General features: G+C 73.4%; 25 protein-coding genes. 9 read left to right on the plus strand and 16 right to left on the minus strand.

Features of this window, described 5'->3' with window-relative positions; all coding sequences use genetic code 11:
• Position 1: 1 nt before the first annotated feature.
• Positions 2 to 856, plus strand: coding sequence for a hypothetical protein (locus IPL61_18420; GenBank protein MBK9033217.1), 855 nt, complete (start codon positions 2 to 4; stop codon positions 854 to 856).
• A gap of 113 nt (positions 857 to 969) precedes the next feature.
• Here IPL61_18420 and IPL61_18425 read toward each other — a convergent pair whose 3' ends face one another.
• Entirely contained in the window at positions 970 to 2,349 is a 1,380-nt protein-coding gene (locus IPL61_18425) for a hypothetical protein (GenBank protein MBK9033218.1), read from the minus strand.
• Between the two features lie 39 nt (positions 2,350 to 2,388).
• Here IPL61_18425 and IPL61_18430 point away from each other — a divergent pair, with 39 nt between their 5' ends.
• Entirely contained in the window at positions 2,389 to 3,333 is a 945-nt protein-coding gene (locus IPL61_18430) for a hypothetical protein (protein MBK9033219.1), read from the plus strand.
• A gap of 44 nt (positions 3,334 to 3,377) precedes the next feature.
• Entirely contained in the window at positions 3,378 to 3,893 is a 516-nt protein-coding gene (locus IPL61_18435; GenBank protein MBK9033220.1) for a DUF4333 domain-containing protein, read from the plus strand.
• Positions 3,894 to 3,930: 37 nt separating this feature from the next.
• Here IPL61_18435 and IPL61_18440 read toward each other — a convergent pair whose 3' ends face one another.
• Positions 3,931 to 5,013: a serine/threonine protein kinase gene (locus IPL61_18440; protein ID MBK9033221.1), complete on the minus strand. Its 1,083-nt coding sequence runs from the start codon at positions 5,011 to 5,013 to the stop codon at positions 3,931 to 3,933.
• Between the two features lie 116 nt (positions 5,014 to 5,129).
• On the opposite strand from IPL61_18440, the gene IPL61_18445 reads away from it, so the two are divergent.
• On the plus strand, positions 5,130 to 6,257 hold the full coding sequence (locus IPL61_18445; protein MBK9033222.1) for an alpha/beta hydrolase: 1,128 nt from the start codon (positions 5,130 to 5,132) through the stop codon (positions 6,255 to 6,257).
• Between the two features lie 54 nt (positions 6,258 to 6,311).
• On the opposite strand, the gene IPL61_18450 is transcribed toward IPL61_18445, so the two are convergent.
• Positions 6,312 to 6,842: a hypothetical protein gene (locus IPL61_18450; GenBank protein ID MBK9033223.1), complete on the minus strand. Its 531-nt coding sequence runs from the start codon at positions 6,840 to 6,842 to the stop codon at positions 6,312 to 6,314.
• The gene (locus IPL61_18455) at positions 6,839 to 7,987 is read right to left on the minus strand and encodes an acyl-CoA dehydrogenase family protein (protein ID MBK9033224.1); all 1,149 of its coding nucleotides are present in this window, start codon (positions 7,985 to 7,987) and stop codon (positions 6,839 to 6,841) included. Before IPL61_18455 ends, IPL61_18450 begins: the two co-directional genes overlap by 4 nt.
• A gap of 26 nt (positions 7,988 to 8,013) precedes the next feature.
• Between IPL61_18455 and IPL61_18460 the strand changes: the two genes are divergently transcribed.
• Together IPL61_18460 and IPL61_18465 are read left to right on the plus strand one after the other, a co-directional pair.
• Complete coding sequence (locus tag IPL61_18460; GenBank protein ID MBK9033225.1) at positions 8,014 to 8,766, plus strand: protein kinase; 753 nt, start codon at positions 8,014 to 8,016, stop codon at positions 8,764 to 8,766.
• Between the two features lie 38 nt (positions 8,767 to 8,804).
• Positions 8,805 to 9,428 (plus strand): C-type lectin domain-containing protein, encoded by a 624-nt coding sequence (locus IPL61_18465; protein MBK9033226.1) that lies wholly within the window; start codon positions 8,805 to 8,807, stop codon positions 9,426 to 9,428.
• On the opposite strand, the gene IPL61_18470 is transcribed toward IPL61_18465, so the two are convergent.
• Positions 9,429 to 12,182, minus strand: coding sequence for a tetratricopeptide repeat protein (locus IPL61_18470; protein ID MBK9033227.1), 2,754 nt, complete (start codon positions 12,180 to 12,182; stop codon positions 9,429 to 9,431).
• A gap of 129 nt (positions 12,183 to 12,311) precedes the next feature.
• Here IPL61_18470 and IPL61_18475 point away from each other — a divergent pair, with 129 nt between their 5' ends.
• Positions 12,312 to 12,911, plus strand: a complete 600-nt coding sequence (locus IPL61_18475; GenBank protein ID MBK9033228.1) for an RNA polymerase sigma factor — start codon at positions 12,312 to 12,314, stop codon at positions 12,909 to 12,911.
• A gap of 31 nt (positions 12,912 to 12,942) precedes the next feature.
• On the opposite strand, the gene IPL61_18480 is transcribed toward IPL61_18475, so the two are convergent.
• The 10 genes from IPL61_18480 to moaA form a co-directional block, all read right to left on the minus strand.
• The gene (locus IPL61_18480; GenBank protein ID MBK9033229.1) at positions 12,943 to 13,110 is read right to left on the minus strand and encodes a hypothetical protein; all 168 of its coding nucleotides are present in this window, start codon (positions 13,108 to 13,110) and stop codon (positions 12,943 to 12,945) included.
• Entirely contained in the window at positions 13,107 to 13,694 is a 588-nt protein-coding gene (locus IPL61_18485; protein MBK9033230.1) for a hypothetical protein, read from the minus strand. Before IPL61_18485 ends, IPL61_18480 begins: the two co-directional genes overlap by 4 nt.
• A gap of 8 nt (positions 13,695 to 13,702) precedes the next feature.
• The gene (gene ccsA / locus IPL61_18490; GenBank protein MBK9033231.1) at positions 13,703 to 14,386 is read right to left on the minus strand and encodes a cytochrome c biogenesis protein CcsA; all 684 of its coding nucleotides are present in this window, start codon (positions 14,384 to 14,386) and stop codon (positions 13,703 to 13,705) included.
• Entirely contained in the window at positions 14,383 to 15,063 is a 681-nt protein-coding gene (locus IPL61_18495; GenBank protein ID MBK9033232.1) for a heme exporter protein CcmB, read from the minus strand. Before IPL61_18495 ends, ccsA (IPL61_18490) begins: the two co-directional genes overlap by 4 nt.
• 58 nt (positions 15,064 to 15,121) lie before the next feature.
• Positions 15,122 to 15,835: an ABC transporter ATP-binding protein gene (locus IPL61_18500; GenBank protein MBK9033233.1), complete on the minus strand. Its 714-nt coding sequence runs from the start codon at positions 15,833 to 15,835 to the stop codon at positions 15,122 to 15,124.
• Between the two features lie 2 nt (positions 15,836 to 15,837).
• Positions 15,838 to 18,030: a carboxypeptidase regulatory-like domain-containing protein gene (locus tag IPL61_18505; protein ID MBK9033234.1), complete on the minus strand. Its 2,193-nt coding sequence runs from the start codon at positions 18,028 to 18,030 to the stop codon at positions 15,838 to 15,840.
• Entirely contained in the window at positions 18,030 to 18,812 is a 783-nt protein-coding gene (locus tag IPL61_18510) for a hypothetical protein (protein MBK9033235.1), read from the minus strand. The genes IPL61_18505 and IPL61_18510 overlap by 1 nt, the downstream gene beginning before the upstream one ends.
• On the minus strand, positions 18,805 to 21,495 hold the full coding sequence (ccsA, locus tag IPL61_18515; GenBank protein MBK9033236.1) for a cytochrome c biogenesis protein CcsA: 2,691 nt from the start codon (positions 21,493 to 21,495) through the stop codon (positions 18,805 to 18,807). Before ccsA (IPL61_18515) ends, IPL61_18510 begins: the two co-directional genes overlap by 8 nt.
• 117 nt (positions 21,496 to 21,612) lie before the next feature.
• Positions 21,613 to 22,038 (minus strand): cytochrome c maturation protein CcmE, encoded by a 426-nt coding sequence (locus IPL61_18520; protein ID MBK9033237.1) that lies wholly within the window; start codon positions 22,036 to 22,038, stop codon positions 21,613 to 21,615.
• Between the two features lie 169 nt (positions 22,039 to 22,207).
• On the minus strand, positions 22,208 to 23,485 hold the full coding sequence (gene moaA / locus IPL61_18525) for a GTP 3',8-cyclase MoaA (protein MBK9033238.1): 1,278 nt from the start codon (positions 23,483 to 23,485) through the stop codon (positions 22,208 to 22,210).
• Between moaA and IPL61_18530 the strand changes: the two genes are divergently transcribed.
• Both IPL61_18530 and IPL61_18535 read left to right on the plus strand, forming a co-directional pair.
• Positions 23,484 to 23,885 carry a hypothetical protein gene (locus IPL61_18530; GenBank protein ID MBK9033239.1) on the plus strand — a complete coding sequence of 134 codons (402 nt, stop codon included), beginning with the start codon at positions 23,484 to 23,486 and terminating at the stop codon, positions 23,883 to 23,885. The two genes, moaA and IPL61_18530, sit on opposite strands and share 2 nt — an antisense overlap.
• Before the next feature lie 804 nt (positions 23,886 to 24,689).
• The gene (locus tag IPL61_18535; GenBank protein ID MBK9033240.1) at positions 24,690 to 25,640 is read left to right on the plus strand and encodes a DNA adenine methylase; all 951 of its coding nucleotides are present in this window, start codon (positions 24,690 to 24,692) and stop codon (positions 25,638 to 25,640) included.
• A gap of 37 nt (positions 25,641 to 25,677) precedes the next feature.
• On the opposite strand, the gene IPL61_18540 is transcribed toward IPL61_18535, so the two are convergent.
• Complete coding sequence (locus IPL61_18540; protein MBK9033241.1) at positions 25,678 to 26,565, minus strand: acyl-CoA desaturase; 888 nt, start codon at positions 26,563 to 26,565, stop codon at positions 25,678 to 25,680.
• Positions 26,566 to 26,587 lie beyond the last annotated feature (22 nt).

A 26,587-nucleotide genomic window follows, 5' to 3' on the forward strand; every position in this document is an offset into this window, starting at 1 on the left:
CATGCCCTCGATCCGGATCCTCGCGCTCGCGCTCGTGGTCGCCGTCGCGGCCTGCAGCGACAAGGGCGGCAACACCAACGGTGACATCGACGCGCCCATCGGCACGGGCGACGGCGGCGCGGACGGCGACGGCGGCACCAACGGTGACGGCGGCACCACCGGCGACGGCGGTGGACCCGCTGGCTGTATCGTCGGCGGGCCCGAGTGCAACAACTGCATCGACGACGACGGCGACGGCCGCATCGACGGTCAGGACATCGAGTGCACCGGCGCGCTCGACGACGACGAGCGCAGCTTCGCGACCGGCATCCCCGGCGACAACATCGACACCGTCCACCAGGACTGCTTCTTCGACGGCAACAGCGGCTCGGGCAACGACGGCTGCGACATCCACGTGTGCTGCCTGCTGGGCGCGCCCGATCGCGCCAGCTGCCCGTTCGGCGCCAACCAGTACGACCCGGCCGAGTGCACCACGCCCCAGACCCAGGCCTGCATCGGGCTGTGCGCCCCGCTGGCGCCGCCCGGCTGCGACTGCTTCGGCTGCTGCACGATCTGCGATCCCACGACCGACGTGTGCCGCGACATCCTCACCAACCCGGCGGTCGCGCCCAACTGCGACGCCCAGCACCTCGACGATCCGGTCGCGTGCCCGAGCTGCGTCCAGCGCACCGACTGCGGCACGCCGTGCGATCCCGAGATGTGCATCCTGTGCCCGGGGCAGGACCCGAGCGATCTGCCAACCAGCTGCATGGGCTCGAACATGTGCCCGGCCGGCCAGGCCACGTGCAGCCCCACGATGGCGTGCGCATCGGGTCAGTTCTGCTCGAACGGGTGCTGCATCGACGGCGTCCCGTGACCGCGTGAGCGACGCGCGCTGACCTCGAGCGGGGACCTCATGGGCGCGCGGGCGCTGGGCGCGGCCTCGACGGCGGGCCCGGCGCCCGCGCTGGCCGCACCGCGCGCCTGACCTCAGCCCGGACGCCGCCGCCGCCAGCGCAGGGCCAGCGCGCCCAGCACGATCAGGCCCGCGCCGTCAGGCCGGCCGCCGGTCGAGCAGCAGCCACCCTCGTCGACGGTCGGCAGGCACCCGAAGCTCTCGTCGTCGACGATCCGGCAGCTCAGGCCGGCGCCGCAGGCCCCGTCGAGGGGGTAGCACGGCTCGGTGCAGGCGCCGACGCCGTCGGCGACGGCGCACAGCTTGCCGACGCAGTCCTCGTCGATCGTGCACGCGCCGCCGATCGCGACCGTGCCCGCGGGCGACCGACAGCCGCCGCCCGCGCAGGTCTGGCCCGGCAAGCAGGTCGAGGCGTCGACGCACGCCGCGCCCTTGGTGACCGTGCGCGCGGCCACGCCGACGTTGCCGAGGTCGTCGCGGGTGCGGACCTCGAGCTCGAGGGTGCCGTCGGGCACCTCGGCCGGGGTCGCGAGCTGGTACAGGTCCTCGGTCGCCGAGCCCGGCGCGCGCACCCAGGCGCGGCCGTTGATCCACAGCGCCACCTCGGTCAGCGGCCGCGGGCTCACCGGCGCCACGAACACCGAGAACCGCGCGTCGACGACCGCGCCCTCGGGCGGATAGTCGATGCGGACCTCGGGCGCGGCCGGCGCCTGCCCCGGACCGATCGCGTCGGTCAGGTGGATGAACGAGTTCTGGGTCGCGCCGCACTGGCACGGCCGCTCGCCGGTCAGCTCGCCGCAGGCCAGCGAGCGGTTGACGAACACCTTGGCGCCGCAGCCGCCGAGGTAGGTCATCGGGTCCTTGCACGCGAACTCGTGGTCGAGGCCGTACAGGTGGCCGGCCTCGTGGATGACGGTCGTGCACAGCTCCTCGACCTGCTCGGGTCGCGCCGCGTGGGCGTTGGCGAACGCGAACGCGATCGCCGACGGCAGCGGCGAGCAATCGTTGGTCAGCGGCGCCACGCCCAGCGTGTTGGGCCCGAGCGCGAGCGCGCTGGGCAGCCCGGCCGCCATGACCTCGAGGTAGCGCCCGCTGCTCGGCTCGTCGGTCACGACCGTGACCGCCCACGGCTCGTAGCGGGCGCGCACGCACGCGACCATCCCGTCCCAGGTCGCCTGATCCCACGCGAACGGCTCGAGGGTCACGGTCGACGGCGCGCCGTTGCGCCCGAGGATCGACGACCGGTCGCCCGCGGCGCTGTCGTCGCCGGCGGTGACCGTGCACCCGGCCGCGCACGGGTTCAGGTAGATCACCTTGGCGCCGCCGCTGGCCCGGGTCCGCGGCGGATCGACCACGACGTAGTCGAGGGGCTGGGCCGCAGCGGCCGAGGCAGAGAAGGTCAACCCCAGGCCGAGACCGACGAGGCCGACGAGGCTGCGCGTTGCGTCCGCCATCGCTCGAAGGTAGCAGCTCCGTCGCCTATAGTTCGCGTGATGCTGCACGCCGCGCCTGCCCCGGGACGGTCGTGGCGCGTGGTGCGCCGGCTCGAGCTGCGCTACCGCGGCGGACGTGATCTGACCCACGACCGCCCGGCCCACGTCCGAGCCGCCAGCGCCCTCACCCGCTGGCGCGGCGCGGTGGCGGTGGTGTCCGACGACGCCAGCTTCGTGGCCACCATCGACCTCGCGACCGGCCTGTGCGATCCGATCGCGCTGCCGGCCGCGGCCGACGGCCGCCGGCAGTTCGATCGCGGCCGCGGCAACAAGGCCGACAAGCTCGACCTCGAGGCGTGCTTCGAGCTCGACGGCGCGCTGATCGCGCTCGGCTCCGACAGCGGCCTGGCGGTCCGGCGCCAGGCCGCGGTGGTCGACGACCGCGGCCCGCGCCTGGTGCCGCTGCCACGCCTGTACGCGGCCCTGCACCAGCCGGCGCTCGGGCCCGGCGTGCTCAACCTCGAGGGCGCCACCTGCCACGGCGGCCGGCTCGCGCTCGGCAACCGCGGCGGCGACACCACCGGCGGCGCGGCGACCCGCGACGCGATCGCGTGGCTGGCGCTCGCGGACGTGCGCGCGCTCCTGACCGCGCCGGACGCGGCGGCGGTGCCGGCGATCGCGTGGACCGCGCTCGAGCTCGGCGCCATCGACGGCGTGCCCCTGCGGCTGACCGAGCTCGAGGCCTGGGACGACGCGCTGGCGTTCGCGGCCACCGCCGAGGCCACCACCACGGCCTACGACGACGGCGCCGTCGCCGGCAGCGTGATCGGGAGCGTCGGCGCGACCGCGGCCTGGTGGGCGCCGGTGCTCGACCTCGACGGCCAGCCGCTGCGCGCCAAGCTCGAGGGGCTGGTCCGCGTCGACGACCGCTGGCTGGCCTCGGTCGACGCCGACGACCCCGAGCGGGCCTCGGACCTGCTCGAGCTGCGCCTCGACGGTGCGTGACCGCGGGCGCGGGCGCGGGCGCGGGCGCGGGATATACTCGGCCCATGAAGCGCACGCCCTACCTCGCCGCGATCTCCCTCCTGTCGATGACCGCGCTGGGCGCGCTGGGCTGCACCGGCAAGGCCTCCGGCGGCCAGGTCGAGAAGAAGATCGTCGAGTGGGCCAAGTCGATGGGCGTCGAGGTCACCAAGGCCACCTGCCCGAAGTCGATCAAGGTCGAGGTCGACACCACGTTCGAGTGCAAGACCCAGGTCAGCACCGGCGAGGAGCTGACCGTGCAGGGCACGGTCACGAGCAAGTCGGGCAAGAACTTCGAGTACTCGATCAAGGTCGTCGAGCCGACCTACTTCGCCGAGAAGGCCGCGGCCTACCTCGACGACGCGCTGACCCAGCAGGTCGGCGTCAAGCCCAAGTCGGTCGACTGCGGCCCGCCCGGCATCCACAAGATCCCGGCCGACCTCAAGATCACCTGCGTCGCCACCGATCCCGAGGACCACGCCACCAAGATCTCCTTCGTGTTCAAGGCCGACGGGACCGTCGACACCTGGGCGGCGGAGTAGCGCTGACCTGCGGGCAGGGTCGCGCGCGCGCGGGCCGCTACTTCTTGCGCCCGAACAGCCCGGGCAGCTTGTGGCGCAGGCCGCGGAGGCGGTCGCCGAACGCCGCGGGCTGATCCTCGGGCCGCAGCTCGGCGATCGGCGTCAGCGCCGACAGGTCGCCGGTGCGCGTGCCGAGCCCCATCGACGCCCGGGCCTCGACCACGGTCTTGGCCAGCATCGAGTGCAGGTCGCGGCGCAGCTGCACCTTCTTGAGCGAGGTGCCGATCTGGCGCGCGAACTCGCGCGTGCTCGGGTAGCGCTGCTCGGGCCGCGCCGACAGGGCGCGGGTGATCAGCGCCGCGAAGTCACTCGGCACGTCGGGCCGCAGCGGCTTGAGCGGCTGGACCTGGCACTCGCGCAGGCGGGTGTAGGTCTCGTAGTCGTTGGCGCCGTCGAACAGCTTGCGCCCGACCAGCGCCTCCCACATCACCGAGCCGGCCGCGAACTGGTCCGACGGCGGGATCGGGCGACCGCCGCTGACGATCTCCGGCGACAGGTACGACATCTTGCCCTTGACCACGCCGGGCTCGGTGGCCTCGAGCCGGCGATCGGCCGCGAGCGCCAGGCCGAAGTCGATCACCTTCACCATGCCGCGGGTCGTCAGCAGGATGTTGTGCGGGCTGACGTCGCGGTGCACGACCGGCGTCACGACGCCGTTCTCGAGCCGCTCGTGCCCGGCCGCGAGCCCGCGCAGGATGCCGACGCCGACCGCCGCGACCAGCTCCCAGCGCGGACCCTCGCCGCGCTCGAAGTGCCAGCGGGTCCAGGTGCCGAGGTCGACGCCCTCGACCCACTCGAGCACCATGAAGTAGTGGCCGCGCTCGGTGAGGAAGTCGCGGACCTCGGCCAGGTTGGGCGACTCGAGCGCCGCGCCCAGGCGCGCCTCCTCGACGAACATCTGCACGTAGGCCGGCTGCTGCGCCAGCGCCGGGTGCATGTGCTTGACCGCGACCACGCGGCGAAAGCCCAGCGCGCCCTCGAGCTCCGCCCGCCACACGTCGGCCATGCCGCCGCGCCCGGCCACCTCGATCAGCCGGTAGCGCCGACCGATCAGGTCGCCCGGCTTCGGCACCTCGGACATCTAGACATCATCGCACGCGCTCGCCGCCGCTCGCCCGGCGTCCGCGGACTATTGTGGCCGGCTGGCCGCGGCCCCGGCGCCCGGCGCGGTCGAGGCCGCGGTTCGCCGCCCCGCGGATGCGCGCTCGCCTGTGCCTCGCCGCGTCGCTCGTGCTCGTGCTCGCCGCCTGCGGCGACGACGGCGCGACCCCGCCGGCGCCCGATCTGTCGGTCGAGGCCGCGGGGCCGTACCCGGTCGGCACCGTCGACGTCACGCTCACCGACGGCGCCCGCGCCCGCGACCTGCCGACCCAGGTGTGGTTCCCGGCCGAGGCCGGCGCCGCCGCCGCCGCGGCGACCGGCTTCCCGATCGCCGAGCTCGAGCTCGAGCCCAACCGCACGACCTACGCCGACCTCCTGGCCGCGGCCGATCCCGCGTGCCCGAGCCGCACCGCCCACGCCGCGCGCGGCGCCGCGCCCGCGCCCGGCCGCTTCCCGCTGATCGCGATCTCGCACTGCCACGAGTGCACGCGGTTCTCGACCGCGACCGTGGCCGAGCGCCTGGCCAGCCACGGCTTCGTCGTCGTCGCGGTCGATCACGTCGGCAACACGCTCTGGAACCAGCAGGCCGGCGACGGGCTGCCGCTCGACACCACCACGCTCGCGACCCGCGTCGCCGACGTCCGGCTCGCGATCGACGCCGCGCTCGCCGGCACGCCGCCGTTCCCGGCCGCGCTCACCGCGGTCATCGATCCCGAGACGATCGGCGTGATGGGCCACAGCTTCGGCGCGGTCACCGCCGGCATGGTGACCCAGGCCGAGCCGCGCATCGACGCGGCGCTGGCGCTGGCGGCGCCGATGGAGAACCCGCTCCTGCCCGGCGTCCACGTCGCCGACCTGGGCCGGCCGCTGGGATTCGTGCTCGCGGTCGAGGACAACTCGATCACCGAGCTCGGCAACAACCTCATCCGGAGCAACTACGACCAGGCCACCGCCGGCGCGTGGCGCGCCGAGATCGCCGACGCCGGGCACTGGTCGGTCTCGGATCTGGTCGGCGTCATCCCCGGCTTCGCGCCGGGCTGCCAGGCCGGCACCCGCCAGACCGACGGCCAGCCGTTCACGTACCTCGACGCCGCTACCGGCCGCGCCATCACCGCCGCCTACGCCACCGCGTTCTTCCGCGCCTACCTCGCCGACGACGCCGGCGCCCGCGCCTACCTCGACGCGCCGCGCCCGGCCGGGACCGTCACCGTCACGCGGAGGTAGCCCAGCCGTGGATCGGCAGCTCGCTGACGAGCACGCGCGCGCGGCCGGCCACCGTCACGCGGAGGTAGCCCAGCCGTGGATCGGCAGCTCGCTGACGAACACGCGCTCGCGGCCGGCCCCGGTCACGCGCACGCGCGTGCCGCCGCGGGTGGGATCGGGATCGCGCTCTGGCACCAGCCGGCCGTGGACCGCGACCACCTCGCCGACCGCCAGCACGCCCTCGCGCAGGACCACGAGGCCCTCGGGGAGCCGGAACCGGCGCACCAGCTCGGCCACGGCCTGGACCACGCGCGCGCCCGGCGCCACCTCGAACCGCCGGTCGTAGTCGACCTCGACCTGCGCGCCCTCGGGATCGATCAGCGCGATGCCGGTGCCGTCGTCGATCTCGAACGACTGGCCGCGGGCCTCGTAGGCCAGCCGGGTCCAGCCGACCCCGTCCTCGGGCATCTCGACGACGATCTTGTAGTACCAGCACGGCCGCCCCGACAGCGGCGCGGCGATCGGCGCGTCGCCGATCAGCGTGCCCCGCACCCAGCCGACGCCGTCACGCTCGATCGAGCCGATCGCCGACGGCGCCTCGATCATCCCCGCCCCAGCAGGTTCTTCGCGATCACCATCCGCTGGATCTGGGACGTGCCCTCGTAGATCTGCAGCAGCTTGGCGTCGCGCATCAGCTTCTCGACCGGGTACTCCTTGGTGTAGCCGTAGCCGCCGAACACCTGGACCGCGTCGGTCGTGACCCGCATCGCGGCGTCGGCGCCGTAGGCCTTGGCGTAGCTCGAGACGATCGACGACAGGTCGCCCTGATCGACCAGCCACGCCGCCTTGTGGGTGAGCAGCTTGGTGGTCTCGTAGGCGATCGCCATCTCGGCCAGGATGAACTGGATGGCCTGGTGCTGGGCGATCGGCACGCCGAAGGTCTTGCGCTCGAGCGCGTAGGCCCGGCTCTCGTCGAGCGCGCGCCGGATGACGCCGGCGGCGCCGGCGGCGATCCACGGCCGCGACCGATCGAAGGTCTTCATCGCGACCTTGAAGCCGCCGTCCTCGGTCCCGAGCAGCGCGCGGGCCGGCACGCGCACGTCCTCGAACAGGACGTCGCACGTGTCCGAGGCCCGCTGGCCCATCTTGTTCTCCTTGCGGCCGACCTTCACGCCCGGGCTCTTGGCGTCGACGACGAACGCCGCGATGCCCTTGTGCTTGAGCCCGCGATCGAACGTCGCGAGCACCGTGTACCAGCCGGCGACCCCGGCGTTGGTGATCCAGCGCTTCTGGCCGGTGATCACGTAGTCGCCGCCGTCCTTCTTGACCCGGGTCGACAGCCCGGCCACGTCGGAGCCGGCGTCCGGCTCCGAGCAGCAGTAGGCCGCGAACTCGCCGCCCTCGGTGAGGCGCGGCAGCCACTCGCGCTGCTGCTCGTCGGTGCCGGCCACCAGCACCGGCATCGCGCCGAGCATGTTGGCCGCGAGCGAGGTGTTGAACCCGAGGCAGCCGTACGCGACCTCCTCCTGGATCAAGCAATGATCGAGGCACGACCCGCCCAGCCCACCGTAGGCCTCGGGCACCTCGATGTTCATGAGCCCGGTCTCGAACGCCTTCCGCAGGATCGCCCGCGGGAACTCGTCGTGCTCGTCGTAGTGGGCCGCGACCGGTGTGATCTCCTTCTTGGTGAAGTCACGCGCGGTCGAGATGAGGGCTTCTTGCTCTTCGGTGAACGACAGGTCGTACGGCACGCCGCGATGCTAGCATCGACGTCGGGATGGACGAGCGCGCTGGCCCCTGGATCCTCGGCGAGGTCATCGCCGCCGGCGAGCTGGCCGAGGTCCGGGTCGGTCGGGCCGGTGCCGCCGAGGCTGCGATCAAGCGGTTGCACGCCCACGCCGCCCGGGACCCGGCGGTGCAGGCGCTGTTTCGGGCCGAGGCGACGCTCACCTGCGCCCTTCCGCCGCACCCCCGCGTGGTCCGCGGCCGCGGCCACGACCTCGACGGCGACCGCCCGCACCTCGTGCTCGAGCGCGTCGACGGGATCGATCTGCGGGCCCAGCTCGGGATCGCGCACGCGCCGGCGCAGGTCGCCGCGATCGTCGCGGGCGCCGCCGCCGCGGTGGCGTTCGTCCACGCCCAGGGCTGGGTCCACGGCGACGTCGTGCCGGCCAACCTGATCGTCGGCCCCGACGGCCCGGTGCTGTGCGACCTCGGCGTGGCCCGGGCGATCGGCGTCGCCGGGCCGGTGCGCGGCACCGCGGCGTACATGGCGCCCGAGCAGGTGCGCGGGCAGGCGTGGACCACCGCCGTCGACGTGTTCGCGCTCGGCGTGATCGCCTGGGAGCTCGCCACCGGGGCGCGGCTGTTCCACCGCGGCGCCAGCTACCTGTCGATGGCCGCGGTGGTGGAGACCGCCGCGCCGGCCCTCGATGACACCGCGCTGGCGGCGGTGGTGGCGGCCGCGCTGGCCAAGGATCCGGCGGCGCGCCCGACCGCGGCCGAGCTGGGCGCCGCGCTGGCCCCTTGACGCGCCCCAACCCCGCGGGGGCCTGGTATCGTGGGCCCGTGCTTCGCCTGACTGGACTGCTGACGCTGGTCGCCGCGTGCTCGTTCACGGCGGCCGGCGGGCCCGACGCGGGCGACGGCACGAGCGGGGACGACGCGGCCCCCGAGGACGGCACCGTCGCCGTCGACGCCGCGGCCGTCGACGCGGTGGCCGTCGACGCGGTGGCCGTCGACGCGGTGGCCATCGACGCCCCGCCGCCCTGCCCCGCCACCTACATCAACGGCTACCGCTACGTCGGCACCCAGCAGACGTGGCGCGTGGCCGAGGCCGACTGCGAGGACGACTCCGACGGCCTGACCCACCTGGTCGTGCTCGACAACGACGCCGAGCGGATCGCGATCAACACGCTGATCACCAGCCTGGCGGGCACCGACATCTGGGTCGGCATCATGCGCGACCCGCCGATGCCGTGGGTGTGGCGCCAGGTCACCGGCGGCCCGGCCAGCTACCTGCCGTGGGAGGGCGACCAGCCCGACAACCAGTCCGGCGATCAGCAGGTCGTCACGCTGATGCGCGCCACTGGCCTCCTGCGCGACGTCAGCCCGGGCACCTCGACCGCGCGCCCGGCCCTGTGCGAGTGCGATCGGCGACCGCCGACGAACGCCGACTACGCCGACCCGTGATCAGCGCGGCGCCGCCAGCGCCGCCCGCTCGCGCTCGATCTGCGCGCGCCGGCGCGGCGCGATGTCGTCGTCGGTCACCAGCGGCGCGGCCTGGGCCAGGATCGCGCGGAGCCGCGCCGGCGCGCCGCCGCTGGCGTGGATGGCCCGGGCCAGCGTGTGCAGCAGATCGAGCCGCTCGCTGGGCGACGCCTCGGCGAACCCGGCGGTGGTGAGCAGCGGCGTCAGCAGCCGGACCGCGGTCGGCGCGTCACCGGCCGCCAGCTCGGCCCAGCCCGCCAGCACCCGCGGTAAGAACACGCTCGGGTCCTCGACCCCGGTCGGGCCCGCGACCGCGGTCGCGACCGCGAGCAGGCGCGCGGTGTCAGGCCGGGCGTCGACGCCCAGCTCGAGCTCGGTGATCGCCAGGTTGATCAGCGTGTTGACCACGCGCGGATCGGCCCCGTCGCCGCGCGGGCTGCGATCGTAGAGCGCGATCGCGCGCCGGAGCAGCGGCACCGCCGGCGCCAGGTCGCCCTGGTCGCCCATCACCCCGGCCAGACCGGTGAGCGTCGACGCGACGCCGACGTGGTCGCGGCCCAGCGTCGCCTCCTTGATCGCCAGCGCACGCTCGAAGTCGGCCCGCGCGTCGGGGTAGCGGTGCTGCCGCCACGCGACGTTGGCCTGGTTGGTGACGATCGGGCCGAGCAGCGGGTGGTCCTCGCCGAGGATCCGGGTCGCGTCGGCGCGCGCCCGCGCCAGCTCGGCCGCGGCCTCGTCGAGCCGGCCCAGGCCGATCAGCGTCGCCGCCAGGTTGATGCGCGGGTTCAGCGTCGACGGGTGCTCGGGGCCGAGCGCCGCGAGCAGCCGCGCCAGCGCCGCGCGGTGCAGCCGCTCGGCCGCGTCCAGGTCGCGCGCCAGGTCCATGCGCACGCCGCGGTGGTCGAGCTGCACCGCCGCCAGGGTCGCGTCGCCCGCGGCCTCGACCAGCGCGGTCGCGATCGCGTCCCAGCGATCGGCGGCGTCGGCCGACCGGCGCCAGAAGCCCTCGACCCACACCAGCCGCAGCGCCGCGTCGGCGGCGGCGCGATCGGCGCGCGCGCCGATCGCGGTGTAGAGCGCGCGCTGGTAGTACGTGGCGGCCGCGGCGTGCTCGCCGCGGGCCTCGGCGGCCTGGCCCAGGACGTGGGCCGCCTCGGCCATGAGCGGCGCCCAGCCGAACGCCGCGACCGCCTGGGCTAGCGCCGGCAGCGCCGGGACCGGCCGCCCCAGCGCGACCGCCGCGCGGGCGTCGGCGAGCTGGCCGGTCAACGCGGCGCTAGCCGCGGCCGCGGCCGGCACCTCGGGCAGCGGCACCACCCGACGCAACGCCAGCTCGTCGGCGCAGGTCGTCGGCGCCGGCAGCGCCGCGATCGCCTGGACCGCCCGCTCGGCCGCGTCGACGTCAGCGGTCGCCAGCGCCGCCACCAGCGCCGCGCCGCGCTGCCGGACCCGCTCGAGGCACGCGGCCCGGAGATCCATCAGCTCGTCGGACTGCTGGTGGCGGACGCGGGTCGCGCGGCACACGTCGAGCCGCTGGCCCCGCCACGCGCCGGCGAACGCGTCGAGCTCGGCGACCGCGGCCGCGCTGGTGCCGGCGGCCCACGGCCGATCGATCGCGGCCAGCGCGGTCGCGACCGTCGCGCGCTGGCGCGGCCACACCGGCTCGATCGCCGCCGCGGCGCCCGCGCACGGGTCGCGCGGCCCGTCGGCCCGGGCCGCGAACGCCAGCGCGCCGCCGACGCCGCCGACCACGACCAGCGCGGCGGCCGCGGCCAGCCGACGGCGCGCGACGCGCGGATCGCGGGCCAGCGCCGCCGCCAGCGCCTCGAGCGACGGCCAGCGCGCGCCCGCCGTCGGCGCCACCGCGCGCACGAGCACGTCGCGCACCCACGCCGGCGCGGCGCGCCGCCGCGGCGCCCGCACCTCACCCAGCTGGACCGCCGCCGCGACCGCGATCGGCTCGGCCGCGAACGGGTGGTCGCCGTCGAGCACCTCGAGGAACGCGACGCCGAAACCGAACTGATCGGTCGCCGCGGTCGCCGGCTCGCCGCGGTGCTGCTCCGGCGCCATGTACGCCGGCGTGCCTGAGCCCGAGGCGGTCGTCGGACCGTCCTGCGAGATCGCCAGGCCGAAGTCGGCGATCCACGCGCGCACGGCCGGGCCGCGCGCGTCGACCAGGATGTTGTCGGGCTTGACGTCGCGGTGCAGGAGCCCGGCCGCGTGCGCCGCGGCCAGCCCGCTCGCCACCTGGCGCGCGACCGCGACGACGTCCTGCCAGCGCGGCTCGGTCGCGGCCCAGGCCCGCAGGCTGCGCCCGGCCACGAACTCCATCGCGATCCAGACGTCGTCGGCGTGCGCCCCGGCGTCGTAGATCGCGACCACCGCCGGATGCGCGAGCTTGGCGGCGGCCCGGGCCTCGGCCAGGAGCCGGACGTGGCCGTCGACGCCAGCGCCGCCGTGCGGGTGCACCAGCTTGAGCGCGACCTTACGATCGAGCTGCGGATCCCAGGCCGCGTAGACCACGCCCATCGCGCCTGCCCCGAGCCGCTCGAGCAGCGTGAACCGCCCGACCCGCACCGGCTCGCCGTCGCCGAACAGCGCCGCCCGCGCCGCGGCCCGGACCCGCCGCGCCTCGAGATCATCGGGCGGGCGCGCCGCGGCCAGGGCCGGCGGCCCACCGCCGTCGGAGCCGGGCTCGGTCGCGGCGTCGTGGATCGGCACGTCGACCTCGGACACTGGCGCCATCGTACCACCGGGCGCGACGCGCCAGGCGCGCGCGCTCGCCTCCGCGGCCCCGCGATCGCGCCCGCCGCGGCCGTGCGGATCGCGATTCAACCCGGTCGCCCTTGGAGGTAGGCTGGGCGCGTGCAAGACGGTGACGCCGCGCTGCTCCGTGCCTGGCAGGCCGGCGACCGCCGGGCCGGCAGCGCCCTGTTCGAGCGCCACGTCGCGGCGATCACGCGGTTCTTCCGCAGCAAGACCGACACCGACATCGACGATCTGGTCCAGGACACGTTCCTGGCGTGCGTGCGCAGCGTCGACGGCCGCCCGATCGAGTCGTTCCGCGGCTTCCTGTTCGGCGTCGCGCGCCACAAGCTCCTCGATCACATCGCCCGCCGCGCGCGCGCGCCGTTCGATCCGACCACGCAGTCGGCCGTCGCCGGCGGCGCGTCACCGGCCAGCGCGTTGGCCCAGCGCCAGGAGCACGTGCTGCTGCTGCGCGCGCTCCGCGCCATCCCGCTCGACTTCCAGATCACCCTCGAGCTGTTCTACTGGGAGGGCCTGTCGGGCGAGGACATCGCGGTCGCCACGGGCGTGTCGCCCCACACCGTGCGCAGCCGGCTGGCCCGCGGCCGCGCCGCGCTCGAGCAGGCGGTGCGCGACCTCGCCGACGCGCCCGCCACCGCGACCACGACGCTGAGCGATCTCGACGGCTGGGCCCGGGGCCTGGCCGCGGCGCTGTGACCCGCGTCGGCGCGCGCGCCTCGGGCGATCCCTACTCGGCGCGACGGGCGGCCCGCGCGGCCCGGGCGGCGTCGCGCTCGGCGTCGCGCTTGGCCTGACCGTCGGCGGCGTTGCGCGCGGCCCGGGCGCCGAGGATGAAGCCGATCAGCATCCCGGTCAGCGCGACCATCGGGATGAAGAAGATGTGGCCGAAGGTCACGACGCCGCTCCGCCGTCGGGCCCCTTGCCGCCCTTGCCACCCTTGCCCGCGGCCTTGGCGGCGTCCTCGGCCTCGATCCGCTTGAGCTGCGCGGTCAGGCGCGCGATCTCCGCCGACAGGTTCTGCTGCCGCATCCACATGACGCCGACCAGCCCCGCGACCAGCACCCAGATCAGGCCGTAGGCCAGGAACACGTGGCGCTCGTTGGTGACGATCTTCTTGGCCGCCTGCTCGTGGCCGCGGCGCTCGAAGCGGTTGGTGATGTCGGCCTGCCAGTCGGCGTCCTCCTCGATCGCCGTGGCGCACGCCAGCCGGAACTTGGCGCGGGCCTCGCGGTTGTCCTTCGGCGGGATCGTACACATCGGCGCGGCGGCCACCGGCGGCACTGGCGGCTGGTCCGCGGTCGGCGGCACCTGCGGCGCGGCCGGATCCGGCGGCGGCGCTGGCTGGGCCGCCGGCTCGCCGGCGGCTGGGGGCGCGGCGGTCGGCGCGGCGGCGCCGGCGTCCGGGACGTCCTGGGCGGACGCGATCATCGGGGCCAGCCCGCACGCGGCGAGCACGACGAGGACACGGGCGAGGAGCATGGCAGGTCTCATGGTTCGAGGATCCCGGCGTCGAGGCCGCGCTCGCGGGCGTCGCGGAGCGCGCGGGTGGCGCGGAGCTGGGCCACGCGGGTCACCAGCACCAGGATGAACAGGCCGATGAACGACAGCGCCGACAGCCGGAACGCCAGCTTCATCGAGCCGTCGAGGGTGCTGACCACCTTGGCCGGCGGGTGGAGGAAGTTCCAGAACTTCACCGAGAAGTACACGAGCGGCACGTCGACCATCGCGAACACCGCCAGCCCCGCCGACAGGCGCTCGGCGCCGGCGCCGCCGAACCGGCGCACCAGCACGTAGCCGACCATGATCAGCCACAGGAGCAGCGACGTGGTCAGGCGCATCTCCCACTGCCACCACACGCCCCAGGCCGCCTTGCCCCAGATCATCCCGGTGCCCAGGACGATCGCGCCGAACACCACCGCCAGCTCGGCCGCGGCCGCGGCCACGTCGTCGTAACGCGGGTCGCGGGTCTTCAGGTAGATCGCCGCCGGCACGCCGCACACGTACACCGCCGCGAACAGCATGAACGCGCACGGCACGTGGAAGTAGAAGATCTTCTGGTTCCAGTACAGCTGCGTGGCCTCGATCGGCGCCACGAAGAACACCTGGCGGACCGCCAGCGCCAAGAGCGCGGCGACCACGACGGCCAGGACGGGGACGATGGCTCGCTTCATTCGATCACCAGGGCTTCGAAGGTCCACAGCGACGTCACGATGAACAGCGCGTCGTAGATGACCAGGAACTGGATCCAGAACCACGCCTCGCCGGGGACCGGCTCCGGCGCGATCAGGGCGGCGGTGCCGCGGGTGGCCGCGAGGAACAGCGGCAGGAGCAGCGGGTACAGGATCACCGGCAGGAGCACGTCGCGCGAGCGGACCCGCAGCAGCATGGCCGAGAACACCGTGCCCACGACCGCCATGCCGATCACGCCCAGCGCCAGCAAGAGCGCCAGCGACCCGCCGCTGGTGCTGACGTCGAGGTCGTAGAGCACGACCGACACCGGCGCGATCACGACCGCGACCAGGCCGATCACGACGACCATCGCGATCGCCTTGCCCAGGAAGATCGCCAGGCGCGGCGCCGGCGACAGCAGCAGCGCCCGCATCGTGTCGCCCTCGCGCTCGCGATCGAACGCGCGGCCCAGGCCGAGGGTGGCCGCGAACGCCAGCGCGCCCCAGACGATCCCGGGCACGGCCTCGGCGATGACCTTGCGGTCGCGCACGAACGCGAACGAGAACACCACCACGACGGTCACGGCGAAGAACGCCATCGTGTAGAGGATCTCGCGGCTGCGCAGCTCGACCCGCAGATCCTTGCCGGCGACCGCGGCGACCAGGCGGAAGAAGCTCACGGACGTGGTTGTACGTCGCCCGGCGTCGACCGAGCAACCCGCGGCGGGGGCCTGCTCGTCAGCTGGCATGGCCGTGGTAGTGGTCCCGGAGCGCGGCGTACGAGTAGCCGTCCGGGTCACGCTCGTCGAAGGCGAGCTTGCCGCGGCGCAGGATCGCGACGTGGTCGGTGACCCCGGCGATGGCCTCGAGGTCGTGGGTCACGCACACGACGATCGCGCCCTCGGCCTTGGCCTGGCCCAGCCGCGTGCCCAGCGCCATCGCGCCGTCGCGGTCGAGGCCGGTGAACGGCTCGTCGAGCAAGAGCAGCGACGGCCGCGCCAGGAGCGCCCGCGCCAGGGCCAGGCGCTGGACCATGCCGCGCGAGTAGGTCCGCACCGCCCGGGTCCGGGCCGACGCCTCGAGGCCGACCTCGTCGAGCAGCACCTCGGCCCGGCGGTCGGCGTCGACGACGCCGTACAGCGCCGCGAAGAACCGGAGGTTCTCGATCGCCGTCAGCTCGCCGTAGCACAGCGACGCGTGGGCCAGGAGGCCGATGTCGGCCCGGAGCGCGTCGTCGACCGCGCGCGGCGTGGCGCCGTCGAGGTACGCGACGGTGCCGGCGCTGGCCCGGACCAGCGTCGACAGGATGCCGAGCAGCGTGGTCTTGCCGGCGCCGTTGGCCCCGAGCAACGCGCACACCGAGCCGGCCCGCAGCTCCAGCTCGACCCCGGCGAGGGCGCGGTGATCCCCGAACCGCTTGCCGACCTTGTCGACGACGATCGACGACAGCATCGCTACCGCGGCGGCTGCTTGCGGTACAGGGTCTCGAGCTCGGCCATGAGCTTGGCCTGGCGGGCCGGGTCCTTGCCGCTGGCCTGGAGCGCGGCCAGCTCGTCGAGCAGCGCGTCGAAGCGCGCCGTCGGGACGGCCCCGGATCGCGGCCGCCACAGCGCCAGGGTCGTGCCCAGCGCCAGGAGCGCCAGCACCGCCAGCCCGACCGCGCGCCGGCCGTAGGTGCGCCAGGTCGCCTCGCGCGGCAGGTCGCGGATCTCGAACTGCATGGTCTTGCCCGGCAGGATCGTGATCGGCGACAGCACCGCGAACTGCCCGCGCTGGTCGTCGACGTTCTCGACCTGGATGCCGGTCACGCCCTTGGGCAGGACCACCCGGGCGTTGCCGGCCTTCTTGAGCTCGATGCCGCTCTCGAACGTGCCGAGCGGCAGCGGCATCGACCAGCGCACGTTGCCCTTGTTGACCTTGAGCGAGAACCCGGCGACGAACTGGAACCCGCCGGGCGGGATCGGCCGGCGGATCACGAAGCCCTTGGCCGGATCGATGCCGACCATCGCCTGGTAGTCGTCGCGCACGACCGCGCCGGTGAACCCGTCGGGCAACGGCAGCACGAGGTCGTCGGGCGCGGCGTCGGTGCCCGCCAGGTACGGCGCCCACGACGCGTTGCGGATGCCGAACGTGCCGCGCACGCCCAGGTACACGTCGTCGAGCCAGCTGGTCAGGCTCCACTGGAACATCACGCGCGGCATCACCAGCACGGTGATCGAGGCGCCGCGATCGGGCGTCAGCTGGAACGGCGCCGACACGTACGGCTGGTTGCGCATCAGCGTGCGCACCGCGAACGCGCGGTCGGCGCCGCTGGCGACCCCGGCGAACCGGGCCCCGCCCTCGCCGCGCGTGGCCCAGGCCACGTCCACGGTCGTGCGCACGCCGGTCGCCGGCTTGGCCGTGGCCGGCATCGTCACGGTCGCCCGGGCCACGGCGTCGTCGTCGAGCGCGATCGCGACCTCGACCGCGCCCGCGGGCACGTTGGTCAGCACCGCGGTGCCGAACGGGTCGGTGGCGTTGGTCGAGACCACCGCGCCGGCCGCCGTGCGGACCGTGACGGTGCGGCCGGCCTGCGGCGCGCCCTCGTGGGTGACGGTCACGGCCAGGCTGCCGGCCGGCAGCGCGGCGTCGGCGGTCGGCACGGCCGCGGTCGCCTTGACCGAGTCGAGCGCGATCATCGGCGCGAGCTGTGGCGCGGTCGTGATCACCTCGCCGGTCACCGCGTCGATCAGCTCGACCTGGCCGTTGGCCTCAGGCACGCCCGCGAACTGGACCCGGACCACGCCGGCCGGGACCACGGCGACCTTGGGCTGCTCGTCGAGCCGCCCCAGATCGTCGACCGCCGGGGTCGTGGCCGCGCGCTTCTCGCCCGACAGGATCACCCGGACCCCGGCCTCGCCGTCGAGCAAGATCGGGATCGAGACCAGGCGATCGAAGCCGCCGTTGCGCGGCAGCTGCGTCATCGCGAAGTAGCTGGTCGCCCCGCGGGTGTCGAGGCCCTTGATCTCGGCCCGCCCGGACGCGTCGGTGGCGACGACCTTGCCGCTGATCACCTGATCGTGGCGATAGCCGACCACGATCACCGGGATCCCGGCCAGGCCGGCCACGTCGCCGAAGTCGTCGTAGCTGACGCGCACGGTGATGCCGTCGCGGGTGTCGGCCTGCTCCGGCCGCGGCTGGCCGCTCATGGCCCGCGGGCTCATCGGCGGACCACCGGCGGCGCCGCCGCCCATCATCGGCGCGTCGCCGCCCGCGAGCGGCACGGTCGACAGCATGACCCGCACGCCGTTGGTCTGCGGCATCGGGAACTGGCTCGACGACACGGTCGCGCCGTCGAGCCCGGGGGCGGTGGCCTTGACCAGCACGCCCATGCCGACGTCGGTGAAGCTGGCGCGGCCCTCGGCGTCGGTGCGGGCGCGCTGCTCGATCGCTTCGCCCTGGCCGTTGGCCGCGGACAGGATCAGCGTGACCTCGACGCCGGTGACCGCCGCGCGGTTGCCGTCGATGACGCGGACGACCACGGTGCCATCGCGCAGGCTGGTGTCGGGCAGCGGCTTGCCGATCGCCGCGGCCGGCTGCGCATGCGCCGCCGGCGTCACCGCCAGCGCGGCCACCGCCGCGAGGGCGAGCGCGCACCACCGGGCCATCACGACGCCACCTCCTCGGCCGCGCCGCTCGACGCGCGCGGCGCCTGCACCTGGGCCTCGCGGGCCGCGACCTCATCGGTCGCGTCGGCAGGCGCGTCGGGCGCCTCGTCGGGATCGTCGGGATCGTCGGCGGGCTCGGCCTCGATGGGCGCGGCCTCGACCGGGGCCGGCTTGGCCTTCGCGGCCTGCTCGGCGTGCTCGGCGTGCTCGGCCTGCTCAGCCTTCGCGACCTTGTCGGCCTTGCCACCCTTGGCCTTGGCCTTGATCTTGGCCGCCTTGGCGGTCTTGCGGTCGATCACCGCGCGCGCCTGCAGCTCGGCCAGGATGCGCTCGCGGGGGCCGAGGCCGCCGCCGAGCTCGAGCATCTTGATCACCTCGATCGCGCGCGCGCGGTAGCCGCCGATCAACGCCTGCGCGTCGGCCGCGGTCAGCTTGCCGGTGTCACGGTCGAACTCGATGTCCTTGATGGCACGCACCAGACTCTTTTTCTCCCGCTCGAGGTCATCGCGCGAGCCGCCGGCGACGAACCAGTCGTCGTCGATCGTATCGACCACCGCGTTGCCGGCGCGCACCAGCGCGAGGCCGGCCCCGACCACCGCCAGCCAGGCCAGGCCCAGCACGATCACCGACGGCGTCAGGTGCCAGCGGTGGGCGTGCCCGATCAGCGCCCAGCCCGGGGGCACCATCGCCGCCGCGATCATCCAGGCCACGCCGTCGCGCCCGCCGCGCACGCGCGCGCGTGGCAGGCTGCTGGGGGCTGGGGGCCGCTGGTCCTCACGCATCGTGATCTCGCAGCTCGTCGTCGAGCTTGTCGGCGTACTCCTCGTCGGCCAACTTCGGCTCGCTGGGCGCCACCGCCGCGGCCCGCCCGCGGCGCACCAGGTTGGCGCCGATCAGGCCCAGCACCACGAGGCCGCCGGCGATCACGACGTACGGCACCGCCCAGGTCGAGCTGCCGCGCGGCGTCCCCAGCACGTCCTCGCCGCCGTACTCCTGGATGAAGGCGTCGCGCACCGCGCGCTCGGCGCTGGCGCGGCCGGCGTCGTTGGTCAGATCGAACGCCGCCAGCATCTCGAGCACCTTCTTGCGCTCGGTGGCCGCGAACCCGCACTTGCAATCGAACAACGTCTCGCGCTGGCAGCCGCCGCACATGCACACCAGCTGCTTCATCAGCTTGCTGGCGGTGGGGGTGTCAGGGCGGTAGCGGTGGGCCCAGCCGGAGTCGTCGGCGTGGCCGCGGGCCTTGACCTCGGCGTCGGTGTGCTCGGCGGGCGCGCCGGCCTGGGCGACGCGTGGACGGCTGGTGTCCGCGCTGGCCACCGCGATCGTCGGGCCGATCAGCGCCGCCAGCAGCACCAGCACGCCGGCGACGTCGGCGGCCCGGCCGGCGGCCGAGCGCGGTCGGCGCGCCACCAGATCGACGAGGCCCTGCGGGATGAGGCAGATGAAGGTGCCGAAGGCCAGGAACACGAACCCGATCCAGACCCAGTTGACCAGCGGGTTGATGTAGATGCGGAAGTTGGCGAGCTTGGAGTCGGTGTCGAAGCCGGTCAGCACGACGTAGACGTCCTCGCTGAGGCGCTCGTGGATCGCGACCTCGGACGTCGGCTCGGTGCCCTTGCGGTAGCTGTTGCGCGCCGGGTGCATGAGCTCGAGCTTCTTGCCCCCGCGCGACAGCGTGACGTGGGCGAAGGTCGCGATCTTGTTGTCGTCGGCGACCTGCTCGAGCGCCTCGTACTGGAACGTGTAGCCGCGCACCATGAACTGGGCCGCGGTCGCCGGCTGGCCCTCGGTGGCGAGCTCGACCGCCGGCTTGGCGATCGTGCGGTCGACCATCGTGTCCCAGGTCTTGCCGGTGAACCCGACGAACAGCACCGCGATCGCCAGGTGGATGACGTAGCCGCCGTACTTGCGGCGCTTGACCAGGATCAGGCCGACCAGCGACGTGAACGGGTCGGAGCCGGTCTGGCGGGTGCGGGCGATGATGCCGCGCACGTACTCCTGGATGATGCTGCCGAACGTGAACGCCACCAGGCCGAACGTGAACAGCGGCACCGGCAGGCGCAGGTCGTCGTCGAACATCGGCGTCAGCGCGCGGGTCGCCGGCACCAGCACGCCGAGCAGCACCATCGTCACCGCCGCGGCCAGGGTCGGCCACAGGAACTGCCACAGCATCCGCTCGCCGGTGGTCTTGCGCCACGCCAGCAGCGGCGCGGCCCCGGCCAGGATCAACAGCAGCAGGCCCAGCGGCGTCATCCACAGGTTGAAGAACGCCGAGGCGATGGTCTTGCGCTCGCCGAACAGGTGCTCGGTGATCGTCGGGAGCATCGTCGCGAACAGCACGAACACCGCGCACGCCAGCAGGATCCAGTTGTTGAAGAGGAACGCCATCTCGCGCGACACGAACGACTCGAACGAGCCGCTCGAGCGCAGCCGCGGCAGGCGGTAGAGCACCAGCCCGACGCCGACGATCAGGAAGAACACCATGAAGATGACGAACTGCAGCGCCAGGTCGTTGTCCTTGCCGAAGGCGTGGACCGACTGGACGACGCCCGAGCGGGTCATGAACGTGCCGAAGATCGTGAAGAAGAAGGTCAGGATGACCAGCACCAGGTTCCACGCCTTCATCATCCCGCGCTGTTCCTGGATGACCGCGGTGTGCAGGAACGCGGTCATCGTGAACCACGGGATGAGGCCAGCGTTCTCGACCGGGTCCCAGGCCCAGTACCCACCCCAACCCAGCTCCTCGTAGGCCCAGCGCCCGCCGAGGATGAGGCCGAACGACAGGAAGAAGAAGCAGATGAGCGCCCAGACGCGGACCGAGGACAGCCACATGTCATCGAGCCGGCCCGAGGCCAGCGCCGCGATCGCGAACGCGAACGGGATCGTGGCGGCGACGAAGCCGATGTAGAGGGACGGCGGGTGGATCACCATCCAGTAGTTCTGGAGCAGCGGGTTGAGGCCCTGGCCGTTGCTCGGCGCGTCGGTGAGGAAGGTCGTGAACGGGTCCTTGTCGAAGATGAGCAGGGTGATGAAGAACACCTGCACCACCATGATCGTCCCGACGACGAACCCGATCATGTCGCGGTGGCGGCGCGCGTTCATCGCGACCGCGATGGTCGAGAACGCACCCAGCACGAACACCCAGAACAAGAGCGACCCGTCGAGGGCGCCCCAGAACGCCGTGATCTTGTAGGCCGTCGACATCGACGTGTCGCTGGTGGCCGCGACGTACTTGAGCGTGTAGTCGTGGGTGAGGAACGCGTAGACGAGCAGCGCCGAGGTGACGGCGATCGTGGCGAAGAAGCCGTAGAGCCCCCAGACCGAGGCCGCGACCAGGCGCGGGTTCTTGCGGGCGTTCCCGACGATGCCGGTCACCGCGGTCGCGGCGGCCAGCACATATGAGAGGTAGAGCGCGACCGCGCCGACCGTGGCGATCGGCGACGATGGGAGTTCAGCGTTCACACATGCACCGCTTTCAAGGCCACCGGTTCGGACCACGCGGGATCCGCGGCAGCGCGTCGGAGGGAGGTCGCGCGCACCGACGAGGCGGCGGCGCAGTGCGCGCCGGCCCCGCCGACGTCACTGGAACATCTTGTCGCGCTGCGCACCGTCGTACTTCGAGGGGCACTTGGCCATGAGGTTGGTCGCGTAGAGCACGGCGTGGCCGTCCTCGACCATGAGCTTGCCCTCGGCGACGACCTCGGCCTTGTCGCGGAAGGTGTCGGGCTTGGGGCCGGTGTGCTTGATGATCACCGAGCGGCCCTTGTGCTCGAGCACGAAGGTGCGGTGCATCTCCTGGCCCACCACCTGCTCGTCGATCGTGCCGGCCTGGACCCAGCCGTGGACCTTCATCTGCTGCCCGACCCACTGGTCCGCGGCCGCCGCCACCTCGTCCGCCATCTTGTACGCGCTGGTGTGGCTGGACGACGAGTGGAAGAAGAAGCCCACGACGCCGAGGCCGATGGCCGCGGTCAGGACGATCTTCGCCACGGTGGTGTTGTTCATGGTGCACTCCTGGAGAACGACGCGCGGAGGTGCGCATCTGCCCTGCGGTTCGTAGCATGCCACGGGCCAGCGGCTCGTCGGAGACTCTGTGGCGGGTTGCCGCGCGGCGGACCCGCGTCCGTGCGCAGATTTCGGACACTTACGCGGGCGGAATCGCTCATCGATCGCTCTAACCGCCGATGGCCATCATATGCTTCCCGGGGGCGCCAGCCCCTGTGCGCTGGAAGTCATGACCCGCCCGTTTGCCGTCCAGGGCGTAGGCGATGGCCCGGCGGACGTCGTCGTCGCTGCCGCCGCCGCGGACCAGATCGCGGAGGCTGATCGCGTCGTCGTGCCCCAGGCACGCGTGGAGCGCACCGTCGGCGGTCAGCCGGACCCGGTTGCAGTCGTCGCAGAAGTGCTCGGTCATGGCCGAGATGATGCCCACCTGGTGGGTGGGGGCGGCCGCCACGGCCCAGTACCGCGCGGGCCCCACCGCGCCCCGGTCCCGCGGCGCGGCCGCGAGAGGCCCAAACGTCTGGGTCAGCGTGGCGCGGATGGTCGCGGCCGTCAGCTCGCGCGCGGCCTGGTAGAGCGCGCCCCCCGACAGCGGCATGTGCTCGATGAACCGGAGCTCGACGGCGCGGTCCCAGGCGAACCGGCACAGGTCGGCCAGCTCGGCGTCGTTCTCACCGGCCAGGGCGACGGCGTTGAGCTTGACGGTCATCCCGGCGGCGCGCGCGGCGTCGATCCCGGCGACCACCCGGCTCAGATCGCCACCGCCGGTGAGCCGCGCAAATTTTTCGGGATCGAGGGTGTCGAGCGAGATGTTCACGCCGCCCAGCCCCGCGGCTCGGAGCGGCTCGGCCAGCTCGACCAGTCGATGACCGTTGGTGGTCATGACCAGCTCGCCCACGTGCCCGCGCAGCTGGGCCACGAGGTCGACGATGTGGGCCCGTACGGTCGGCTCGCCTCCGGTCAGGCGGACCCGCTCGACGCCGATGCCGGCGAAGACCCCGACGATCCGCTCGATCTCCTCGAACGAGAGCAGGTCAGCGCGCGATTGGTGCGCGATGCCGTCCTCGGGCACGCAGTATGTGCACGCAAAGTTGCACCGGTCGGTCACGGACACCCGCAGGTACCGGACCGGCCGGGCGAATCGATCCGCCATGACGCCGGCGCCGGGGCTGGGAAACCCGTCCGGTACCGAGCTGGCCGCGGGCTGGAGCACCGGCAGCGACAGCCGTCCCCGGGCGCCGGGATCGGTCCGAGACGGTGCGGCGCCCATGCGGGGACTCTGTTCGCTGGCGCCCCGCGCGTCAAGCCGGGCGTCCGCTCGGGCTCGGTCCGCGAGGGCGCGCCTCGCTGGTGATCTCGGGTGGTTGCGCCGAGGATTTCCCTTGACAATCTGAGCGAAAACCCGCACCACACCAGCAAAAGAACGCCAAGAACTGGAGCTTCCCTGCATGCAAGAGATGGACTACGGCCGCCGGGCATCGAACACGCAACCGCCGCCCCGCGCCTCCCGCGCCACCGGCCCCGTCAACGCGGGCCCTGGCAGTGTTCTCGATGGACTCTGGGTCCTGCTGATCGCCAACGAGGATCAGCTCCCCACCGCTGACGCCGACGGCCGCGTGCCGATGATGGCGCGGTCGGGCGAGACCACGAACTTCTTGCTCGGCTTCAAGACCGTCGTCAAGGCGCGTCAGTTCCTCTCGTCGCAGGGGATCGAGGGCGCCGAGCCCCGCATGGTCGTCCGCGGCAACCGCGACGAGATGCTCCGCATCGCCCAGGCCGCCCAGGCCAACTCGGTGCTGATCGACTACGAGCCGAGCGACCAGAGCTACGGCGCCATCGTCGAGATCTGAGAGAGGGTTTTTCGAAAAACCCAGGCAGGTGCCGGGGCAGTGCCGGGGTCGTCACCCGGCAGCCGGCCCGGATCGTTCAGCGCGGGTGCGGGTGATTCCGGAGCGTTTCGATCCTCCCGATCGGCTGACACCCCGGTGCGGCCGGCGGCGCTCCGATCGGCTCACCGCGCCGGCGGTTCCGGCGGCGTTCCGATCGATCGCCTGATCGGCTGACACCCGGCGCGGCCGGCGGCGTTCCGATCGGCTGACACCCGGCGGCCGGCCGGCATTTGACACCCGGCGGGCGGCGACACCCAGCGCGGCCGGCGGCTCGACGCCCGGCGGTTCCGATCGGCTGACACCCGGCGCGGCCGGCGGCGTGCCGATCGGCTGACACCCGGCGGTCCGATCGGCTGACGCCCGGCGCTCCGATCGGCTGACACCTGGCGCGGCCGGCGGCGTGCCGATCGGCTGACACCCGGCGGTCCGATTCCGATCGGCTGACGCCCGGCGCTCCGATCGGCTGACACCGAGCACCACTGGACCGTGCACTTCGACCTGCACGAGCAGATCAAGCTCGCGCTCGACGCCAACCAGATCCCGTTCCCGCAGCGCGACGTGCACCTGCATCACATCGAGTCGGCGGCCTGAGCCGGGCCACGTCGGCGGCCTGAGCCAGGCCACGTCGGCGGCCTGAGCCGGGCGAAGACCGGCGCCCCGGTTATCGAAGTGGTTGGGTATCCACTTCCCGCCTTATTTCATTAAGTAACTGAAAATACTCCTGTTTTTTGCCCACTCCGGAGTTCGCCGCGAGCATGTCCGACGATGCGTTCGTCCAAGGGCCGCTCGCGCCTCGTCCGTCCTCCTGTCTCGGCGCCGCGGCTCGCGCGCGCCACCGTCGCCACCCCGGCCCGGCCCCCCTCGGCGGCCTGGCCGGTCGTCAAGTGGGTCGGCGGCAAGACCAAGCTCCTGCCCGAGATCGTGACGCGGTTCCCGCGCACGTTCGGCCGCTACTTCGAGCCGTTCGCCGGTGGCGCCGCGGTGTTCTTCCACCTCGGGCCCGAGGCCGCGGTGCTCTCGGACCGCAACGCCGACCTGATCGGCATGTACCGCGCGGTCGCCAGCGATCCCGACGGCGTGATCCGCCGCCTGACGCTGCACCAGGCCGCGCACGACAGCGACCACTACTACCAGACCCGCGCGCGCTGGAACGATCGCAGCGTGTCGTGGACCACGCTCGACCGCGCGGCGACGTTCATCTACCTGAACCGCACCTGCTTCAACGGCCTCTGGCGGGTCAACAAGGGCGGCGGCTTCAACGTGCCGATGGGCCGCTACAAGAACCCGTCGATCTGCGACGTCGAGACGATCGGGCGCGCGTCGACGGTGCTCAAGCGCGCCACGCTCCTGTGCGGCGACTACCAGGCGGCGGTCGCGGACGCGGGCCCGGGCGACCTGGTCTACTTCGATCCGCCCTACGATCCGGTCACGCCGACCGCCAACTTCACCGCCTACACCGGCGACGGCTTCGGCCCCACGCACCAGCAGGAGCTGGCCGACACGGTGCGCGCGCTGGCCGAGCGCGGCTGCGCGGTCGTGCTGTCGAACAGCGACACGCCGCTCATCCGCTCGCTCTACCGCGGCCTCCGCGTCGACCGCGTGAAGTGTCCGCGCGCGATCAACTCGGATCCGACCCGGCGCGGCGACGTCGACGAGGTCCTGGTCCTGGCCGGCTACCAGGCCCGCGCCGGCAAGCGCGCGGCCAGCAAGCGCTGAGCGCGCGCCCGCGCTCGCGATCGTCGCGACGCCGAGGTCAGCGCGGCAGCGGCGCGCCGAGCTGGCTGGCGCCGTCGGCGTCGACCGGCGCCGCCGGGCGGTGATCGCGGACGTGGCGCGGCACGCCCTGCACGTCCCAGACGATCCGCGCCGCCTCGAGCACCTTGAGCGCGTAGAAGCTGAGATCGATCTCCCACCAGTAGAAGCCCTGGCGCGCCGAGCGCTGGTAGTAGTGGTGGTTGTTGTGCCAGCCCTCGCCCATCGTGAGGATCGCGAGCAGCGGGTTGTTGACGCTGTCGTCGGTGGTGCGGTAGCGGCGCCAGCCCCAGACGTGCGACAGCGAGTTGATCGTGAAGGTGCCGTGCCACAGCACGACGGTCGACACGAAGTAGCCCCAGATGAGCGCGGTCCAGCCGCCGACCAGGAACAGGATCGCCGCGTACGCGACGGTGAACCAGATCGCGTGGCGATCGACGAAGCGCAGCTCGGGGTAGCGGGTCAGGTCCTTGATGCGATCGTGATCGACCTCGGCGTGGCGCTCGACCAGGATCCACCACATGTGCGCCCACCAGAAGCCGCGCTGCCGCACCGAGTGCATGTCGCCGGGCTGGTCCGAGTACTTGTGGTGGATGCGGTGGTGCGCGGCCCACCACAGCGGGCCCTTCTGGGTCGAGGTCAGGCCCAGCACCGCCAGCACGAGCTGGAACGCGCGGCTGGTCTTGTACGCGCGGTGCGAGAAGTAGCGGTGGTACCCGGCGGTGATCGCGAACAGGCGGATGACGTAGGCCGCGGCGGCGATCGCGAAGCCGGTCCACGACCAGCCCAGCCACGCCAGGCCGGCGATCGCGGCCACGTGCACGCCCCAGAACGGCAGGTTGTCGATCCAGCGCAGGCGATCGCGCGGATCGCGTGGGTCGGTGGTCATGGCGCCAGCGTGCCGCGGGGCG

The organism is Myxococcales bacterium (assembly GCA_016717005.1).
Lineage (GTDB): Bacteria > Myxococcota_A > Polyangia > Haliangiales > Haliangiaceae > UBA2376.

Bases quoted from the DNA above. Each gene is read 5' to 3' on its own strand.
- IPL61_18485 (MBK9033230.1), bottom strand. From the start codon at position 13,694: ATGCTCCTCGCCCGTGTCCTCGTCGTGCTCGCCGCGTGCGGGCTGGCC.
- moaA (MBK9033238.1), bottom strand. From the start codon at position 23,485: ATGCAGGGAAGCTCCAGTTCTTGGCGTTCTTTTGCTGGTGTGGTGCGG.
- IPL61_18500 (MBK9033233.1), bottom strand. From the start codon at position 15,835: ATGCTGTCGTCGATCGTCGTCGACAAGGTCGGCAAGCGGTTCGGGGAT.
- IPL61_18540 (MBK9033241.1), bottom strand. From the start codon at position 26,565: ATGACCACCGACCCACGCGATCCGCGCGATCGCCTGCGCTGGATCGAC.
- IPL61_18520 (MBK9033237.1), bottom strand. From the start codon at position 22,038: ATGAACAACACCACCGTGGCGAAGATCGTCCTGACCGCGGCCATCGGC.
- IPL61_18445 (MBK9033222.1), top strand. From the start codon at position 5,130: ATGCGCGCTCGCCTGTGCCTCGCCGCGTCGCTCGTGCTCGTGCTCGCC.
- IPL61_18505 (MBK9033234.1), bottom strand. From the start codon at position 18,030: ATGGCCCGGTGGTGCGCGCTCGCCCTCGCGGCGGTGGCCGCGCTGGCG.
- IPL61_18535 (MBK9033240.1), top strand. From the start codon at position 24,690: ATGCGTTCGTCCAAGGGCCGCTCGCGCCTCGTCCGTCCTCCTGTCTCG.
- IPL61_18420 (MBK9033217.1), top strand. From the start codon at position 2: ATGCCCTCGATCCGGATCCTCGCGCTCGCGCTCGTGGTCGCCGTCGCG.
- IPL61_18450 (MBK9033223.1), bottom strand. From the start codon at position 6,842: ATGATCGAGGCGCCGTCGGCGATCGGCTCGATCGAGCGTGACGGCGTC.
- IPL61_18460 (MBK9033225.1), top strand. From the start codon at position 8,014: ATGGACGAGCGCGCTGGCCCCTGGATCCTCGGCGAGGTCATCGCCGCC.
- IPL61_18430 (MBK9033219.1), top strand. From the start codon at position 2,389: ATGCTGCACGCCGCGCCTGCCCCGGGACGGTCGTGGCGCGTGGTGCGC.
- IPL61_18435 (MBK9033220.1), top strand. From the start codon at position 3,378: ATGAAGCGCACGCCCTACCTCGCCGCGATCTCCCTCCTGTCGATGACC.
- IPL61_18510 (MBK9033235.1), bottom strand. From the start codon at position 18,812: ATGCGTGAGGACCAGCGGCCCCCAGCCCCCAGCAGCCTGCCACGCGCG.
- IPL61_18530 (MBK9033239.1), top strand. From the start codon at position 23,484: ATGCAAGAGATGGACTACGGCCGCCGGGCATCGAACACGCAACCGCCG.
- IPL61_18425 (MBK9033218.1), bottom strand. From the start codon at position 2,349: ATGGCGGACGCAACGCGCAGCCTCGTCGGCCTCGTCGGTCTCGGCCTG.
- IPL61_18440 (MBK9033221.1), bottom strand. From the start codon at position 5,013: ATGTCCGAGGTGCCGAAGCCGGGCGACCTGATCGGTCGGCGCTACCGG.
- ccsA (MBK9033231.1), bottom strand. From the start codon at position 14,386: ATGAAGCGAGCCATCGTCCCCGTCCTGGCCGTCGTGGTCGCCGCGCTC.